Origin of the sequence: Mesorhizobium sp. M1006, from assembly GCF_040318825.1 — a bacterium.
In the GTDB taxonomy this organism is placed as follows: domain Bacteria; phylum Pseudomonadota; class Alphaproteobacteria; order Rhizobiales; family Rhizobiaceae; genus Mesorhizobium.
The window spans coordinates 1-17,768 of record NZ_JAMYMZ010000041.1 but is presented as its reverse complement, the minus strand read 5'-3'; the positions used below and the strand labels follow the sequence as shown (position 1 = coordinate 17,768).

Genomic DNA, 17,768 nt, shown 5'->3' with positions numbered 1-17,768 from the left:
GCTCATCGATCCAAAGCCGCCGCACACCCCCGGGTCAGCCCGTCGGCAAGCTTTCGGGCGTCATGCGCTAATAGGACGATGGCGGCACGAACAGGCAGATGGTCTTTCCGTCATTGGCACCGGCAACGGAGCACCAATGATATTCGCCGTCGGGCGAATTCTTGATCCGCTTGTCGCTATAGGCCACGACTTCCCCGGTTCCTTTGATGACATAGCCCTCGGGACGTTCGCTGATCGATGTCTGAGAGACCTCGCGGCAATCATAGCCCGAGCAGCAGGAGAAGGGATAGCTCCAGCCTTGCGGCATGGCCGCGGTCGGCTTGGCATCATGCGCCAGAGCAGGCGCCGCAAATGGAATGGCGGCAGCTATCAAAACCACTGCCGCGACAAGTGAATTCAGGAGTCGGCGCGCCGTGCGGGCGACTGGGGCCGGTCTGGTTGTGAGAGCAGGCATGAGCGCAGTTCCTATCAACGGTTGTCAAGCATTTCGCTTGCCCGTTCCCGGAACGTGTCTTCCCAGTGGCCGGATCGTCAGGTCGCAGATACGCCGCGTCCGGCCATAAATGCTTTTTTCCTCCCCAGCGCATGAATGCTGGGCTGATTCCTTGGTCGGCGCAAGCAATTGCTGTCGCAACTGAGCGCCGACCTCTGCAGCCGGAACCAACCTGCCGTCCTGATTGACCAAACCTGGTCAACCCCGGCAGCGGGATCGCCAATAACGGGATTTGGCTCGCGCTGGTTCCAGGCTTCGCACCGGCGGCCCGCGGCATCCGCGTCAAAAAAGCGGAAATCGATTTTGAAAAATCCGATGAAAAACAAAGTTGTAGAACGACAGGTAAGTGCAAATTGAGAGCTCGTCACTCTCGCGCGATGGCCGTAACTCTCGCGTGATGAACCCACATTCCTGCCGGATTGGTGCCCGGCGGCCTCAGTCGATATCGGCCACCGTTTCGCCGGCGCCACCTTCGATCCGCTGCGACAGTGAGGCTTCCATGAAATCGTCGAGGTCGCCGTCGAGCACGCTCGACGGGCTGGTGCTCTCGACACCGGTGCGCAGATCTTTCACCAGCTGATAGGGCTGCAGCACGTAGGACCGTATCTGGTGGCCCCAGCCAATATCGCTCTTCGACGCTTCAGTGGCGTTCGCCACCGCTTCGCGCTTCTTCAGCTCTTCCTCGTAAAGCCGCGAGCGCAGCATTTCCCAGGCCTTGGCCTTGTTCTTGTGCTGGGAGCGCTCGGCCTGGCAGGCAACCGCGATGCCGGTGGCGAGATGGGTTATGCGCACCGCCGAATCGGTGGTGTTGACGTGCTGGCCGCCCGATCCCGACGACCGATACGTGTCGATACGGACGTCGGATTCGGAAACATCGATGTCGATCGTATCGTCGATGACGGGATAGACCCAGACGCTGGCGAAGGAGGTGTGGCGGCGCGCATTGCTGTCATAGGGTGAAATCCGCACGAGACGATGCACGCCCGATTCCGTCTTCAGCCAGCCGTAGGCGTTGTGGCCCTTGATCAGCAGCGTGGCGGACTTGATGCCGGCTTCTTCGCCGTCATGCACTTCAAGCACCTCGACCTTGAAGCGCCGGCGCTCGGCCCAGCGCGTATACATGCGCAGAAGCATCGAGGCCCAGTCCTGGCTTTCGGTGCCGCCGGCGCCGGCATGGACTTCCAGATAGCTATCGTTGGCGTCAGCCTCGCCCGACAGCAGCGTTTCGATCTGGCGCGCCTTGGCCTCGCCGCGCATCGAGCGGATCGCCGCTTCGGCCTCCGCGATGACGCCCTCGTCGCCCTCTTCCTCGCCAAGCTCGATCAGGCCGATATTGTCTTCCAGGGCCTGGGTGAGGCCTTTGACGGCGGCAATGCCTTCCTCGAGGCCCTGACGCTCGCGCATCAGCTTTTGTGCTTCCAGCGGCTCGTTCCAGAGGCTCGAATCCTCGGCACGGACGTTCAGGTACTCAAGCCGCTTTATGGCTTGGTCCCAGTCAAAGATGCCTCCTCAGCAGGGTGATTGCCTGCCTGATCTCGTCGACAATGTTTTGCGTTTCCGCGCGCATGGCTGGCTGTTCTGTCCTGTTGCTGGATGGCGGTTTGGTGGCGCGATACATAGGGACGGCACGGTCTCCTGTAAAGCGCCGGCCGCTGTAATGTACCGGCCCCTGTAAAGCGGAATGGACCGGCTCGACCATCATCGTCAAGCCGGCCCGACCCGGTGTAGCGATTGTCAGTAGAGCCCGCCGCCGCCCGACTGGATGGCCTGGTTGGCCTGCGGCGACAGCGCCCCGCCGGTGGCGTTGGAGCCGTCCGCACCCATGCCGATCACCCAGTAGCTGTCGGCGGGACCGGTACCCGGCTTGAAGGCTTCGATGATGGTTCCGGCGTCACCCGCGTTGGCTCGCATGCCGGTCTTGCGATTGATCGCAATCAGCTTCATGCCGTCCGGAACCTTGAAGTCGACATTGGGCGTGCCGTCCAGCGCCACGCGCATGAAATCCTTGAAGATCGGCGCGGCAAGGCCGCCGCCGGTCGCGCCCTTGCCAAGGCCTTTCGGCTGATCGTAGCCCATATAGAGGCCAACAACGAGGTTCGGCGTATAGCCGATGAACCAGGCATCCTTTTCGTCGTTGGTCGTTCCGGTCTTGCCGGCGATGTGACGGCCGAGCTCGTTGATGGTGGCGCCGGTGCCGCGTTGCACGACGCCCTCCATCATCGATGTGATCTGGTAGGCGGTCATCGGATCGAGCACCTGCTCGGAATTGTCGACCAGCTCCGGCTCTGGCTGGTTCTGCCACTCGGCGGCGTTGCAGTTCGAGCAGCCGCGTTCGTCCTGCCTGAAGACGGTCTTGCCGTAGCGGTCCTGGATGCGGTCGATCAGCGACGGCTTGATCGACTTGCCGCCATTGGCCATGATCGAATAGGCCGACACCATGCGCATCACCGTCGTCTCGCCGGATCCCAGCGCCATCGGCAGATACGGCGCCAGGTGATCGTAGACACCGAAACGCTCGGCATATTCCACGACCAGCTTCATGCCCATGTCGTTGGCAAGCCGCACCGTCATCAGGTTGCGCGATTTCTCGATGCCGGACCGCAAGGTCGCCGGGCCGGCCACCGTTCCGTCGTAATTCTTGGGCGTCCAGGTCGTGTTGCCGCTCTGGATGGTGATCGGCCCGTCCATGATCACGGAGGCGGGCGTATAGCCATTGTCGAGGGCGGCCGAATAGACGATCGGCTTGAACGACGATCCCGGCTGGCGCATAGCCTGCGTCGACCGGTTGAACTCCGACTGCGCGTAGGAGAAACCGCCGACCATGGCCAGGACGCGTCCGGTATGCGGATCCATGGCGATCAGGCCGCCTTCCACTTCGGGAACCTGGCGCAAGCTGTAGCTGTTGTCCGAGCCGTCGTTCTTCTGCACAAAAATCACGTCGCCCGGCTTCAGCACGTCGGCCGGCGACTTCGCCTTGACGGTCCTGCCGTCGACGACGTGGCGCATGGCGAAGCTCATGTCTTCCTTGCTGATGGTGCCTTCGACGCGGTCCTTGACGATTTCGCCGGAGATCTGGCGCGTCGGCTGCAGGCCGATGGACAGGCCGGTGGCCGAGCTGTCGAGCACGACGGCGAGCGACCATTCCGGCACGTCCTCCAACCGCTTGACGTTGCCCAGCGGCACGCCCCAGTCGCCGGAAACGTCGATGCTCGTGACCGGCCCGCGGTAGCCGCGCAGCGTGTCGAACTTCATAAGTCCGTTCTGCATGGCCTTGCGGGCAATCAGCTGCATCTTCGGATCGAGCGTCGTGCGGACGGAAAGGCCGCCTTCGTAGAGCGCATTCTCGCCGTAGCGCGCGATGATCTGGCGACGCACTTCCTCGGTGAAATACTCCCCGGCGAAGAGATAGTTGCCGCTGCGGCGCGGCGTGACGCCGAGCGGCTCGGCCTTGGCCTTCTCGCCTTCTTCATGCGTGACGTAGCCGTTCTCGACCATCTGGTCGATGACCCAGTTGCGGCGCTCCAAGGCGCGATCGGCATGCTTGAAGGGATGGTAGTTGTTCGGCCCCTTCGGCAGGGAGGCGAGATAGGCGGCTTCGGCCACGGTGAGCTCGTTCACCGATTTGTCGAAATAGGTTAGCGCAGCACCGGCGACGCCATAGGCGCCGAAGCCGAAGAAAATCTCGTTGAGATAGAGTTCGAGAATGCGATCCTTCGAGTAGGCCTGCTCGATGCGGAAGGCGAGGATCATCTCCTTGATCTTGCGCTCGTAGGTCTGGTCTGAAGACAACAGGAAGTTCTTCGCCACCTGCTGGGTAATCGTCGAGGCGCCGACCTGGCGCTTTCCCGAACCAACATTCTGCAGGTTGACGACAATGGCCCGGCCAAGGCCGGTCACGTCGATGCCGGGGTGATTGTAAAAATTCTTGTCCTCGGCCGACAGGAAGGCCGCCTTGACACGATCCGGGATCGCCTGAATCGGCAGATAAAGCCGCCGCTCACGCGCATATTCGGCCATCAGCGCGCCATCCGACGCGTGGATGCGGGTCGTCACCGGCGGCTCGTATTTGGCCAGCACCTCGTAATCGGGCAGGTCCTTCGACAAATGGCCGATATAGATCGCCACGCCCGCTGCGACCAAAAGGGCCAGCGTCGTGCCGATGCCGAAGAAATAGCCAATGAGACGAATCATACCCGCTCCAGTCCTTGGTTCGGGAATTTCCTAAACGAAGCCGCCCTTCACGCAAGCTTTCGGGACGATCCCAAACCGTAATCGCAAAATCCATGTCGCGACCATGTGGGCAAAATACGGCAGCGCGGGATTTCGGTTTCGAATGCCGGAAATAAAAGCACAGGGTGTTGTCGCCGTGCAACGCTGCTTCAGGTTGTGGGCGCCGGCGGACATTTCAGCCTCCGGCCCCGGTTCCGCTCTTGGCCGAAGCAAACAGGGCAACGGCGTTGGTTATGCTCTGGGTCGCCTTATTGCGCCAATCGGCGCTGAGCAACTGCGCTTCGTCCTTGGCGTTCGACAGATAGCCGAGTTCGACCAGCACGGATGGAACGTCCGGCGCCTTCAGCACCTTGAAGCCGGCAGAACGCTGCGGGTTGTTGATCAGACCGACGCTGGTGGAAAGCTGGCCGACGAGAGTATGGGCGAAGCTCATCGAAAAATTATGCGTCTCGCGGCGGATCAGGTCGATCAGGATATCGGTCACTTCCTTGCTGTCGTCCTTGATCTCCATGCCGGCGAACTGGTCGGAAAGATTTTCACGGTCGGCAAGCGCCTGCGCCTCGGGATCGGAAGCCTTGTCGGACACGGTGTAGACGGTTGCGCCGCGAATGCCCTTGAGGCTGATCGTGTCCGCATGGATCGAGATGAGCAGGTCGGCCTCATGCTGGCGGGCAATGCGCACGCGGTCGTCGAGCCGCAGGAACTCGTCCGTTTCGCGCGTCAGGAACACGTCGTATTTGCCGCTGGCGGCGAGCTTGTCGCGCAGTTCCATGGCAAAGGCGAGCGTCACGTTCTTTTCGACCGTACCGTTCAGGCCCTCGGCACCGCCGTCGATGCCGCCATGGCCGGGATCGACGACGACGGTGAAACGATGGCCCGGATTGGAGACCGGGCCGGTACCGACCCTGCCGGCCTTGTCGGCGGAGACCGTCGAACCGGTGGTCAGCGCCTGATTGGCGAGCGCTGCGTCGAATTCCCGCTGCGAGGCCGCCGACATGTCGATGGCGATGCGGTAGCCGTTGCCGTCACCGTTCTTGAGCACGTCGAGATTGTCGACGGCGAACGGTCCCTTGCCGGTGAGAATCAGCCGCGATTTCCCCTCGCCGAGCTCGCCGTAACGCACGGCGCGGACAAGGCCGCGCGGCTCTACATCCTTGGCATTGAGGGCAAATTTGGTGGCCGGCAGATCGATGACCAGGCGATTGGGGCCGCGCAGCAGGAACCATTTGATGTCGGGCTCGCGGTCGAAATTGATGACGATGCGCGTCTTGGTGGCATCGCCGGCCATCTTGTAGCTTATGGCGCCGAGCGGTACGTCGGCAGCACGCGAAAGCGGCGAAAAGACCAGGCAAGCCAGGATCAGCGGCAGCAGGCAGGCGGTGCGGAAGAACCAGCCTCCATGATGACGGCCCTTGTCTGCGACGCCTGCCAGTCCCATCTTTCTACCAATCGCTCCCGTTTTGGCGTCATGCCCGATCGCTTGTCGAAGTGCCCTGTCGCTTGTCAAAGTGCCGGCAGACCGCGAACTCGATTAACGATTGGTATCCAGAGAAGGTTAACCAAGCCTTTTCATGGAAGGCTTGGGACCTGGGCTTCCGCTGCGGAACGGCTTTTTGCCGGCATCGGGAATCGGGGTTGCCTTCCAACCCGCCAAATCATAAAAGCGATGGTGGATCACTGCAATCCTGGAACCGTCCTCCTCCGCAGCTTCCTGCTACAGGTCAGACGCAAGACGGCTCCTTTCGCTTCAGGCGAAGAAGGCATCGGTGATCGCGACGATTTTCGCAGGCGTGCTCCCGTGGCGGGGGAATCGCCTGCGTGAGCAAAACGGCCGGGATTGTCCCGTGCCGGCTCTGTATGAGCAAACAAGCTGGTCCGGTTTTTCCCGGGCTTTGGTTCAAAAGGTTCTGCTGGTGACGATGGCTTCAAGCGCAATCATGGAAAGGTCCGCAACAAACCGCGCCACTACGGCTGCGGGCGGCACCGCCATGGCGCTCAGGCAGCGGCCGGCGGACGTTCAATTGTCCGGCACCCATGTCCCAGGTCCACGGCAGCGGGCATTGCCTCGCAAGCTGCGGCCGACGGCTGCCGGGAGGAAACGAAATAATGCCCAACAAAATGCTGATAGACGCCTCCCACCCGGAGGAAACACGCGTTGTCGTCGTTCGCGGTAACCGTATTGAAGAATTCGACTTTGAATCCCAGGACAAGAAGCAGCTCAAAGGAAACATCTATCTCGCCCGCGTAACGCGCGTCGAACCTTCCCTTCAGGCAGCCTTTGTCGAATATGGCGGCAACCGTCACGGTTTCCTCGCCTTCAGTGAAATACACCCCGACTACTACCAGATTCCGGTCGCCGACCGTCAGGCGCTGCTGCGTGCGGAAGCACAGGAAGCCCAGGACGAAGAGGACGAGGAAGCCGCCGAAGGCGAGGACCGCCAGAGCCGCGACCGTGGCAAGCGCGGACGCCGGCGCGGCGGCAAGAGCCGCGACCGCGGCGAGCACAGGCGCGAGGCAGGCGCGGCCGACGGCGAGAATGGCGAGAACGGCGAAGATGCCGTCGCAGAAAAACTGGATGCCGTTGACGACAACACCATGTCCGACATTGCCGGACAGAGCGAGGGTGCCGCCGGGCAGAGCGATGAAGCCGCCGATCGCGGTGAGACCGAGCCGTCCGAAGGCGGTTCCAGTTCCATCGCTGCCAGCGTCGATGCCGACGTAATCTCGGAAGCCGTCCCGCAAGTCGAGGTAAGCGGGCCCGAGACAAGCGGGGCCGAGACAAGCGGCGAAGCAACCTCCGAAGACAATGATCGCGGCATGCTGGAAGAGGTGCAATCCTCGCATCCGGACGATCACGAGGTCGAATCGGTCGGCGCCGAGGACGCGCTGGAAGAAGTGCGCAACCGCCGCAAGCCGGTCCGTCGCCAGTACAAGATCCAGGAAGTGATCAAGCGCCGGCAGATCCTGCTGGTGCAGGTCGTCAAGGAAGAGCGCGGCAACAAGGGTGCAGCGCTGACCACCTACCTGTCGTTGGCCGGCCGCTATTCGGTGCTGATGCCGAACACGGCCCGCGGCGGCGGTATTTCGCGCAAGATCACCAATGCGCAGGACCGCAAGCGGCTGAAGGAAGTGGTCGCCGATCTCGAAGTGCCGCAAGGCATGGGTGTCATCCTGCGTACGGCAGGCGAAAGCCGCACCAAGGCAGAGATCAAGCGCGACTACGAATATTTGATGCGGCTTTGGGAAAACGTCCGCAATCTGACGCTGCAGTCCACGGCCCCTGCCCTGGTTTACGAGGAAGGCAGCCTGATCAAGCGCTCGGTGCGCGACCTTTACAACAAGGATATCGACGAGATCCTGGTTTCCGGCGAAGAAGGCTACCGCGAGGCCAAGGACTTCATGCGCATGCTGATGCCGAGCCACGCCAAGGTGGTTCAGCCGTTCCGCGACACGACGCCGATCTTTGTGCGCAACGGCATCGAAGCGCAGCTCGACCGCATGCTGCAGCCGCAGGTGACGCTGAAGAGCGGCGGCTACATCATCATCAACCAGACGGAAGCGCTGGTCGCCATCGACGTCAATTCGGGCCGTTCCACCAAGGAGCACTCGATCGAGGACACCGCACTTCACACCAATCTGGAAGCCGCCGAGGAAGTCGCCCGGCAATTGAGGCTGCGCGATCTCGCCGGCCTCATCGTCATCGACTTCATCGATATGGAGGAGAACCGCAACAACCGCTCCGTCGAGAAGCGGCTGAAGGATCACCTCAAGAACGATCGTGCCCGCATCCAGGTCGGCCGCATCTCGCATTTCGGCCTGATGGAGATGTCGCGCCAGCGCATCCGTGCCAGCGTGCTGGAATCGACAATGAAGCCTTGCCCGCATTGCGGCGGCACCGGCCATGTGCGCTCCGATTCGTCGGTCGCGCTGATGGTGGTGCGGGCAATCGAGGAATTCCTGCTCAAGGATTCGCGCAGCCACATCACGGTGCGGACGCCGGCGGCGACCGCGCTCTATGTGCTCAATCACAAGCGCGGCACGCTGGTGGAATTCGAGCATCGCTTCGGCGTGACCATCACCATCGAAGCCGATGACGCGGTCGGTGCACAACACTATGCCATCTTCCGCGGCGCGTTGGCCGAAAAGCCGGAAGGCTTTGTCGAGGCGCGCACGTTCCCGGCCTATGTCGAGCCGGAAGAACCCGAGGACGAGATCGTCATCGAAGAGGAAGACGAGGCACCGGTGCAGGCCGAGCAGCCACGCCCTGCCCAGCAGCCGCAGCAGCCAAGGTCCGGCGAGGACGGCGAAGGCCGCGATCGCAAGCGCCGCAAGCGCCGCAGACGGCGCGGCGGCAAGGATCGTGAACACGGGGATCGTGAACACGGGGATCGTGAACACGCGGACCGCGAACATGGCGCTGCTGTGGAAGGTGCTTCCGTTTCGGCGCCGACGGACGACGCCTTCGTAGCCGCGGGCGACCAAGGCGCCGAAGCGGAACGTGAAGCGCCGGCCGGTGTTGCCGAAACGGCGGAAGCGGCGGACGACGGTCACGGCAAGAAGCGCCGGCGCGGCAAGCGCGGCGGCAAGCGCAATCGCCGCGAAGAGGGCGAAGGCGAGATCGAAGCCAGCGCCGGCGAGCCGGCCGCCATGACGGAAGGTGCGGTGTCGGAAGCACAGCCCGTGACCGGCGAGCCGGAAGGTGCGCCGCCGGCCGAAGAGCTTGCGGTGCGTGCTCCGGCGAACGACGACACGCCGAGCGCCGAAAAGCCGAAGAAGCCGCGCCGCGCCGCCAAGCCGAAGAAGGTTGCGGCGGAAGCAGTTGCCGAGATTGCGGGCGCCGAGACATCGGCTGCCGAGGCCGCCTCCGTGGCTTCCGGCGAGACCCCCGCACCGGTGTCGCAGGAGACCGAAGTGGCGGCTGCCGAGGAAACGCCGAAGGTCCGGCCGTCGCGGCGCAAGCCCGTACCGGTGGATGCTCCGGTCGTGCCGGTCGTCTCCTCGATCGTCCCGGACGAGGCAAAGGCCGACGAGGCAAAGACCGAGGAAGCAAAGGCCGAGGACAAGCCGAAGCGTGCCGGCTGGTGGCAACGGAAGGGCTTTTTCTAAGCTTTTCCGTGCATTAGCCAGATTTTCTGATTAAAAAAACCCCGCGCAGCCGATCGGCTGCGCGGGATTTTTTTTCCCCAATTCAGGCGACAGGCACCAGAGCGGAATGCATTCAAATTGAATGGGGCATTCCGCTCTAACTGTTTGTTTTGCCGCATTTGTGCGGGCGCCAAGTGATTCCATTTGGCTGCAAATGCTTATGGCGCGAAGATCGACCAGTTCATCATCTTCGCCAGTTTTTCCAACGCGATCGAGCCCAGCCTGGAATTGCCATTGGCATTAAGGCCAGGGGACCAGACGGCAAGCGAGGCGACGCCCGGCACGATCCCCAATATGCCGCCGCCAACGCCGCTCTTGCCGGGAATGCCGACGCGAAAAGCGAAGTCGCCGGAGCCGTCATAGTGGCCGCAGGTCAGCATCATCGCGCCGATGCGGCGGGCGCGCTCGGCCGACACGACGGAATGCCCGGTCGCCGGGTTCTTGCCGGCATTGGCAAGGAAGCGGCCGGCCAGGGCCAGTTGCCGGCAGCTCATGGCGATAGCGCAATGGTGGAAATAGACGCCCAGCGCCAGTTCCGGCGCATGGTGGAGATTGCCGAACGATTTCATGTAATTGGCAAGCGCGAAATTGCGAAAGCCGGTGGCGCGTTCGGACGCCGCGACCTCGCGGTCGATGACGATTGTGTCGTCATCGGCCAGGAACTGGATGAAGCGCAGGATCTCGCCGATCGCCTCGCGCGGCTGATGGCCGGCAAGCAGGATGTCCGAGACGACGATGGCGCCGGCATTGATGAATGGATTGCGCGGAATGCCGTTCTCGTGCTCGAGCTGGACGATCGAGTTGAACGGATTGCCCGAAGGTTCGCGCCCAACCCGCTGCCACAGCGCGTCGCCGACATTGCCGAGCGCCAGCGTCAGCGTGAACACCTTTGAGATGCTCTGGATCGAAAACGCCTCGTCGGCATCGCCCGCGGTCAGCACGCGGCCGTCATTGGTCACCGCGGCAATGCCGAATTTTTTCGGATCGATCTTGCCGAGCTGGGGGATATAGCTGGCGACGTCGCCGCGATCGGTACGCTCCGCCATTTCGGCAGCGACCTCGCGCAACGCCTGTTCAAGCTGGGGCGCCTGTTCAAGCTCCGGCATCGTCGCCCCCGCTACTTCAGCCAGCGTTCGATACGCGCCATCGCCTCGACCATGTCGTCGTGGCTGCCGGCATAGGAAAAGCGCATCGTGCGATGGCCTTGCAGCGGGTCGAAATCGCGGCCCGGCGTCGCCGCCACATGCGCCTCGGCAAGCATCCTGCGCGCAAACGCCATGCTGTCATTGGTGTGCCTGGTGACGTCGCAGAAGGCGTAGAACGCGCCGTCCATGGGCGCGGCCAAAGCAAAGCCGAGCTCCGGCAGGCGTTGTATCAGGAGCTCGCGGTTCCAGGCATAGCGCGCCTTCACCGCTTCCAGCTCTGGCGTCGCCTTGAATGCCTCGATCGCGGCAATCTGGGACAGTTCGGGCGGCGAGATGTAGAGGCTCTGGGCGATGCGCTCGACTGGCCGCACCAGTTCCTGCGGCAGCACCATCCAGCCGATGCGCCAGCCGGTCATGCAATAATATTTCGAGAAGGAATTGATCACCGTCACATCCGCGCCGAAAGCAAGCGCCGTCGTGTCGGGCGCCGCATAGGCCAGCCGGTGATAGATTTCGTCCGAGATGACGGCGATGCCGAGCTCTTGCGCCGTTTTGACCAGCGCCTCGAGATCGCCGGCGGGAATGACCGCGCCGGTCGGGTTGGCTGGGCTGGCGAACAGCACGCCCTTCAGCGGTTTTTCGCGATGCGCGGCTTGCAGGTGCTCGGCATGCAGATAGGCGGCGCCGTCCAACTCGATCTCGACGATGTCGATGCCGAGCGCGGCCATGATGTTGCGATAGGCAGGATAGCCGGGCGCAGCGATGGCGACGCGGTCGCCTGGATCGAACATTGCCAGGAAAGCGAGGTTGAAGGCAGCCGACGATCCGGTGGTGACGGCTAACCGCTCGGGCGAAACGTCAAGCCCGTAGTGCTCGCCATAATGCGTCGCGATCGCCTTGCGTAGACCGGCGAGGCCCAGCGCGTCGGTATAGCCGATGCGGCCTGCTTTCAAGGCATTGGCCGCCGCTTCGCGAACCCCGGCCGGCGCCGGATCGGAAGGCTGGCCGACGGCCATAGAAACGACCGGCAGGCCCTTGGCTTTCAGCCGATTCGCCTCGGCCAGGATGTCCATGGCATGGAACGGTTCGACCGCGCCGCGGCGCGAAAGCGAAACAACCATTTTCAATCCACCACACTTGTCCACACGTGCCGGCCATGCTGGCCGCGCCGCACAAATGCCCGATTGGTGTGGGGATCACAAGTTCGGTAAGTTTAGGCTGCCGACTTTTCATCCTTCGCCCACTCGTCTACCAGTGGACCTGCCATGTTGAGCCGACCCAAATCGACGATCGCCAGGACAGCGCGCGCCCTCGCGACGCTGTCGCTTGCTGCGGTGGTCGCCATGGCCGGCTCGGTCAATGCCTTTGCGCAGAATGTGCCGGTTGTGCGCGATGCCGAGATCGAGGCGCTGGTGCGCGATTACGCGCGGCCGATCTTCAAGGCGGCGGGCTTGTCGGGCGACGCCATCAACATCGTGCTGGTCAACGACCAGAGCTTCAACGCCTTTGTTGCCGGCCGCCGCCTGTTCATCAACACCGGCGCGCTGATGGCGGCCGAAACGCCCAACGAGATCATTGGCGTCATTGCCCACGAGGCCGGCCATATCGCCGGCGGACACCAGCAGAAATTGCGAGAACAACTCGAGCGCGCCAAGACGATGGCGATCCTGGCGACGCTGCTTGGCGCCGGCGCCATGGTGGCCGGCGCCACCAGCAACAGCCGCGGTCTCGCCGGCGCCGGCATGGGCGTGGTGGCCGGCGGCGGCGAGATGGCGCAACGCAGTATCCTCGCTTATCAGCGCACCGAAGAGATGACCGCCGACCGTTCGGCGATCACCTATCTCAATGCAACCGGCCAGTCCGGCATGGGCATGCTGAAGACGTTTGGCCGCTTCCAGAACGCATTGTCGCTCTCGGGCGCGCAAGTCGATCCCTACAGGATCAGCCATCCGATGCCGCAGGAGCGTATCGCCAATCTCGAAGTGCTGGTGAAGCAGAGCCCTTACGTCGACAAGGTCGACCCGCCGGCACTGCAGCAGCGCCACGACATGATGCGCATCAAGATCGCCGCCTACATGCAGGGCCAGGCGGCGGCGTCGCGATTGATGCGCAAGAACCCCGGCAGCCTCGCCTCACGCTATGGCGACGCGCAGATGACCTATCTGTTCGGCAATCTGGCGTCGGCGCTCACCAAGACCAACGCGTTGATCAAGGAACAGCCGAAAAATCCCTATTTCCAGGAATTGCGCGGCGACATCCTGATGAAGGCGAACCGGCCGAAGGATGCGGCGGACGCCTATGCCAAGTCGGTCAGCCTCGATCCGGCGCGATCGGGGCTGCTGCCGGTCTCGTACGGCCAGGCGCTGATGGCGATCGGCACGCAGGATTCGCTGAAGAAGGCGGTGGCGCAGATCAACACCGGCCTCGGACGGGATCGCGAAAACGCCGCCGGATACCGCTATCTGGCACAGGCTTACGGGGAACTCGGCAACATCCCGGCCGCCGAGCTTGCAACCGCCGAAGGGCATTTCTATTCCGGCGACTACAAGAATGCGAAAATCTTCGCCATGCGGGCGCAGCAGAGCATGAAGCGGGGCGAGCCGGGCTGGCTTCGCGCGCAGGACATTATAAACTACGCACCATCAGGTAAGAAGAAGTGAACCTTTCGGACGCAGGCTGCGACACAGCCAAACCGGGCGGACCCGAACACAGGCAAGAGGATCGAGGATCATGACAAAGGCAATTCTGCTGGGCACTACCGGAGTGGCAGCGGCTCTCGCCATGCTGGCGTTCGGCTTCGTCGCCGGCAATCCGCAGACGGCGAAGGCCGGCACGGCACAGCTTGCCCAGACGACGTCCTCAGGTACCAAGCTCGACCGTGCCGAAGTCGAAGGCATCGTCCGCGACTATCTCCTGAAGAACCCGGAAGTGCTTCTGGAGGCCCAGCAGGCACTCGAGGCCAAGCAGAAGGAAGAACAGCGCGTCGCCAGTCTCGGTGTCATCAAAGACGCCAAGGACCAGATCTTCAATTCCTCATTCGACGGTGTTGTCGGCAATCCGAACGGCAAGGTCACCATCGTCGAATTCTATGATTATAATTGCGGCTACTGCAAACGCGCCATCGACGACATGCGCGCGCTGACCAAGGCCGATCCGGACCTGCGCTTCGTGCTCAAGGAGTTCCCCATCCTCGGCCCGGATTCGCAGAAGGCGAGCGTCGTCTCGATGGCCTTCCATTTGATGAAGCCGGAGAAATACGGCGAATTCCACAATGCCCTGCTCGGCGGCCAGGGGCGCGCCACCGAGGCGGCGGCGATCAAGGTGGCGCTGTCGCTCGGCGCCGACGAGGCGGCGCTGCGCGAAAAGATGAAGGACCCGAGCATCACCGAGGCCTTCTCCAAGACCTATGACCTCGCCACCAAGCTCGCCATCACCGGAACGCCGTCCTATGTCGTCGGCAACGAGGTGGTGTTCGGCGCGCTTGGCCAGGAAGTGCTGGCCGAAAAGATCGAGGCGGCGAAGGCCGCGCTCTGATCAGCATTCGGGTTTCGATTAGGCTGCGGGTTTCTGGCACGGGCCGTTTTCCGGCTGTTGTGGACGGCGAAAGAACGCACTTGCGCTCTTTTCGCCAGCGTCTATGCCCATTATAGAGGGTCCGGCGCGCCGGCTTAGCCGCGCCGGGAAAGGTCGGCATTTTTTGAAAACGGTTTTCGTCCTGAACGGCCCCAATCTCAACGCGCTCGGCAAGCGCGAGCCGGGCATTTATGGCGGCAAGACGCTTGCCGCGATCGCCGACGACTGCAAGCAGGCAGGTGCCGCACTTGGGCTGGAGATCGATTTCCGCCAGTCGAACCATGAGGGCGACCTCGTCGACTGGATCCACGAGGCCGCCGACAAGGCCGCCGCGATCGTCATCAATCCGGGCGCCTACGGCCATACCTCGATCGCCATTCACGATGCCATCCGCGCCGTCGCGCCGCTGCCGGTCGCTGAGGTGCATCTCTCCAACATCCACGCGCGGGAACCATTCCGCCACGTCTCCATGGTCGCGCCGGTCGCCGTCGGCATGATCTGCGGGTTCGGGCCGCTCGGCTACACGCTGGCGCTGCAGGCGCTGGCTGCACGCCTATGACCGGCCAACAAACAGAAGGCTCGAAAATGTCGATAAAGAAGAACGGTGTTGACCAGCAGCTGATCCGCGATCTGGCGGGCATACTGAACGACACCAACCTGACCGAGATCGAGGTCGAGCTGGGCGATCTGAAGGTGCGCGTCTCGCGGCAGGCGCCGGCCGTCCATGCCGTCGCCGCAGCTCAGCCGGCCTATGCCCCGGCAGCTGCGCAGCCTGCGGCAGCGGCCGCGCCGGCGACGCCCGACGTGTCGAAGAACGCCGTTGCCTCGCCGATGGTCGGCACCGCCTATCTGGCACCGTCGCCCGACGCCAGGCCGTTCATCGAAATCGGCCAGAAGGTCAAGGAAGGCCAGACGCTGCTGATCATCGAAGCAATGAAGACGATGAACCAGATCCCCTCGCCGCGCGCCGGCACGGTGACGGCGATCCTGTTTGAAGATGCGCAGCCGGTCGAATATGGCATGCCGCTCGTCGTGATCGAGTAGAGCCGGGAACAGGCGAAAGATGTTCCAGAAAATCCTCATCGCCAATCGCGGCGAAATCGCCCTCAGGGTGCTGCGCGCCTGCAAGGAGCTCGGCATCCAGACGGTGGTGGTGCATTCGACCGCCGACGCCGACGCCATGCATGTGCGTCTCGCCGACGAGAGCGTCTGCATCGGCCCGCCGCCGTCGCGCGACAGCTATCTCAACATCCACCAGATCGTCGCCGCCTGCGAGATCACCGGCGCCGACGCGGTGCATCCCGGCTACGGTTTTCTGTCGGAGAACGCCAAGTTCGCCGACATCCTCGCCGCGCACAACATCACCTTCATCGGCCCGACCGGCGACCATATCCGCATCATGGGTGACAAGATCGAGGCCAAGCGTACCGCAAAACGCCTCGGCATTCCCGTGGTGCCCGGCTCCGACGGCGCGGTCACCGAGGACAAGGAAGCCAAGCGCATTGCCGCCGCGATCGGCTACCCCGTGATCATCAAGGCATCGGCCGGCGGCGGCGGGCGCGGCATGAAAGTGGCGCGTAGCGAGGCCGATCTCGAGGTGGCGCTGCAGACGGCACGCTCGGAGGCGGGTGCGGCCTTCGGCGACGACGCAGTCTATATCGAGAAATATCTGCAGAAGCCGCGCCATATCGAAGTGCAGGTGTTCGGCGACGGCGCCGGGCGCGGCGTGCATTTCGGCGAGCGCGACTGCTCGCTGCAGCGCCGCCACCAGAAGGTCTGGGAAGAAGCGCCCTCGCCGGCGCTCAATGCCGAGGAGCGCGCGCATATTGGCGGCGTCTGCGCCAGGGCGATCGCCGATCTCGGCTATTCCGGCGCCGGCACCATCGAATTCCTCTATGAGGACGGCGAGTTCTATTTCATCGAGATGAATACGCGCCTGCAGGTCGAACATCCGGTGACCGAGGCGATCACCGGCATCGACCTCGTGCACGAGCAGATCCGCGTCGCCTCGGGCGGCGGGCTTTCGGTGCGCCAGGAGGATATCCGCTTCCACGGCCATGCCATCGAATGCCGCATCAATGCCGAGGATCCGCGCACCTTCACCCCCTCGCCGGGCACCATCACCCATTTCCACACGCCGGGCGGCCTCGGCATCCGCGTCGATTCCGGCGTCTATTCGGGCTACAAGATCCCGCCCTACTACGACAGCCTGATCGGCAAGCTGATCGTGCATGGCCGCAACCGCGTCGAATGCATGATGCGGCTGCGGCGCGCGCTCGACGAATTCGTCGTCGACGGCATCAAGACGACGCTGCCACTGTTTCGCGACCTCGTTGGCAACGCCGACATCGCCAATGGCGACTACGACATCCATTGGCTGGAAAAATACCTGGCCGAAGGCGAGTGATACAGGGGCGAAGCGATGACCCGTCCCTACGCACCCGGTTATCGCATCCCGACCGACCTTTTGCTCAAAGCCTATGCCTCCGGCGTCTTCCCGATGGCCGAAAGCGCCAATGACCCCGAAGTATTCTGGGTGCGGCCGGAGACGCGCGGCATCATTCCGCTCGACGGGTTCCACATACCGAAAAGCCTGAGAAAGACGATCCGCAAGAACCTGTTCGAGTTCCGCATCGATTTCGACTTTGAGGCGACGATCGAGGCCTGCGCTGAAAGGCGCGAGGAACGTCGGTCGACCTGGATCAACGCGCCGATCCGCGAAGCCTATATCGAGCTGCATCGGATGGGCCATTGCCATTCGGTCGAGGCCTGGCACAACGACCGACTGGTCGGGGGGCTCTACGGCGTATCGCTCGGCCGCGTGTTCTTCGGCGAGAGCATGTTCGCCAGGGAGACCGACGCGTCAAAGGCCTGCCTGGTTCACCTCGTCGAACGCCTGAAGGCGCGTGGCTTTGCACTGCTCGATACGCAGTTCACCACCGAGCATCTCAAACGCTTCGGTGCAATCGACGTGCCGCGCGGCAAGTACGAGAAGATGCTGGCCGAGGCGCTGAAGGGCGAGGCCGTGTTTTTTCCATAACCTGGAATGGCTCATCGTTTCACGGAAACGCAATTCCGGACGGAAAGCCGTTCACACTTCCTGGAATTGCTTGTCTTATGACTTTCGCTGCCGAATGGGTCAGAAAGGAACGCTGAGAGAGGGTAGCCGCCCTCCCTCAGCG

At 63.0% G+C, this 17,768-nt stretch carries 14 protein-coding genes; 7 read left to right on the top strand and 7 right to left on the bottom strand.

Annotated features, from left to right (window positions below; translation table 11 throughout):
• Nucleotides 1–67: 67 nt before the first annotated feature.
• The 5 genes from NKH60_RS27075 to NKH60_RS27055 all read right to left on the bottom strand — a co-directional run bounded on the left by NKH60_RS27075 (nucleotide 68) and on the right by NKH60_RS27055 (nucleotide 6,161).
• The gene (locus NKH60_RS27075; protein WP_031212810.1) at nucleotides 68–454 is read right to left on the bottom strand and encodes a hypothetical protein; all 387 of its coding nucleotides are present in this window, start codon (nucleotides 452–454) and stop codon (nucleotides 68–70) included.
• A gap of 474 nt (nucleotides 455–928) precedes the next feature.
• A protein-coding gene (gene prfB / locus NKH60_RS27070; protein ID WP_352451084.1) for a peptide chain release factor 2 occupies nucleotides 929–2,060 on the bottom strand; the annotation gives its coding sequence in 2 pieces (ribosomal slippage) (nucleotides 929–1,993 and nucleotides 1,995–2,060; 1,131 coding nt in all).
• A 167-nt stretch (nucleotides 2,061–2,227) separates the two neighbouring features.
• The gene (locus NKH60_RS27065) at nucleotides 2,228–4,684 is read right to left on the bottom strand and encodes a penicillin-binding protein 1A (RefSeq protein WP_352874036.1); all 2,457 of its coding nucleotides are present in this window, start codon (nucleotides 4,682–4,684) and stop codon (nucleotides 2,228–2,230) included.
• Between the two features lie 30 nt (nucleotides 4,685–4,714).
• Entirely contained in the window at nucleotides 4,715–4,897 is a 183-nt protein-coding gene (locus NKH60_RS27060; protein ID WP_352457449.1) for a hypothetical protein, read from the bottom strand.
• A 1-nt stretch (nucleotide 4,898) separates the two neighbouring features.
• On the bottom strand, nucleotides 4,899–6,161 hold the full coding sequence (locus tag NKH60_RS27055) for an N-acetylmuramoyl-L-alanine amidase (protein WP_352874034.1): 1,263 nt from the start codon (nucleotides 6,159–6,161) through the stop codon (nucleotides 4,899–4,901).
• Nucleotides 6,162–6,829: 668 nt separating this feature from the next.
• Between NKH60_RS27055 and NKH60_RS27050 the strand changes: the two genes are divergently transcribed.
• Nucleotides 6,830–9,829 (top strand): Rne/Rng family ribonuclease, encoded by a 3,000-nt coding sequence (locus NKH60_RS27050; protein ID WP_352874032.1) that lies wholly within the window; start codon nucleotides 6,830–6,832, stop codon nucleotides 9,827–9,829.
• A 197-nt stretch (nucleotides 9,830–10,026) separates the two neighbouring features.
• Here NKH60_RS27050 and NKH60_RS27045 read toward each other — a convergent pair whose 3' ends face one another.
• Together NKH60_RS27045 and NKH60_RS27040 are read right to left on the bottom strand one after the other, a co-directional pair.
• Nucleotides 10,027–10,974, bottom strand: a complete 948-nt coding sequence (locus tag NKH60_RS27045) for a glutaminase (protein WP_352874030.1) — start codon at nucleotides 10,972–10,974, stop codon at nucleotides 10,027–10,029.
• Between the two features lie 11 nt (nucleotides 10,975–10,985).
• The gene (locus NKH60_RS27040; RefSeq protein ID WP_352874028.1) at nucleotides 10,986–12,134 is read right to left on the bottom strand and encodes a pyridoxal phosphate-dependent aminotransferase; all 1,149 of its coding nucleotides are present in this window, start codon (nucleotides 12,132–12,134) and stop codon (nucleotides 10,986–10,988) included.
• A gap of 144 nt (nucleotides 12,135–12,278) precedes the next feature.
• On the opposite strand from NKH60_RS27040, the gene NKH60_RS27035 reads away from it, so the two are divergent.
• From NKH60_RS27035 to aat, 6 genes are all read left to right on the top strand, one after another.
• The gene (locus tag NKH60_RS27035) at nucleotides 12,279–13,673 is read left to right on the top strand and encodes a M48 family metalloprotease (protein WP_352874026.1); all 1,395 of its coding nucleotides are present in this window, start codon (nucleotides 12,279–12,281) and stop codon (nucleotides 13,671–13,673) included.
• Nucleotides 13,674–13,743: 70 nt separating this feature from the next.
• A complete protein-coding gene (locus tag NKH60_RS27030) occupies nucleotides 13,744–14,547 on the top strand; it encodes a DsbA family protein (protein ID WP_352451092.1) in 804 nt (267 codons plus the stop codon).
• 163 nt (nucleotides 14,548–14,710) lie between these two features.
• Nucleotides 14,711–15,145, top strand: a complete 435-nt coding sequence (aroQ, locus tag NKH60_RS27025; RefSeq protein WP_023717478.1) for a type II 3-dehydroquinate dehydratase — start codon at nucleotides 14,711–14,713, stop codon at nucleotides 15,143–15,145.
• Nucleotides 15,146–15,171: 26 nt separating this feature from the next.
• The gene (gene accB, locus NKH60_RS27020; protein WP_292662508.1) at nucleotides 15,172–15,630 is read left to right on the top strand and encodes an acetyl-CoA carboxylase biotin carboxyl carrier protein; all 459 of its coding nucleotides are present in this window, start codon (nucleotides 15,172–15,174) and stop codon (nucleotides 15,628–15,630) included.
• A 19-nt stretch (nucleotides 15,631–15,649) separates the two neighbouring features.
• Nucleotides 15,650–16,993 (top strand): acetyl-CoA carboxylase biotin carboxylase subunit, encoded by a 1,344-nt coding sequence (accC, locus tag NKH60_RS27015; RefSeq protein ID WP_023674822.1) that lies wholly within the window; start codon nucleotides 15,650–15,652, stop codon nucleotides 16,991–16,993.
• Nucleotides 16,994–17,008: 15 nt separating this feature from the next.
• A complete protein-coding gene (aat, locus tag NKH60_RS27010; protein ID WP_023674821.1) occupies nucleotides 17,009–17,626 on the top strand; it encodes a leucyl/phenylalanyl-tRNA--protein transferase in 618 nt (205 codons plus the stop codon).
• Nucleotides 17,627–17,768: the final 142 nt, after the last annotated feature.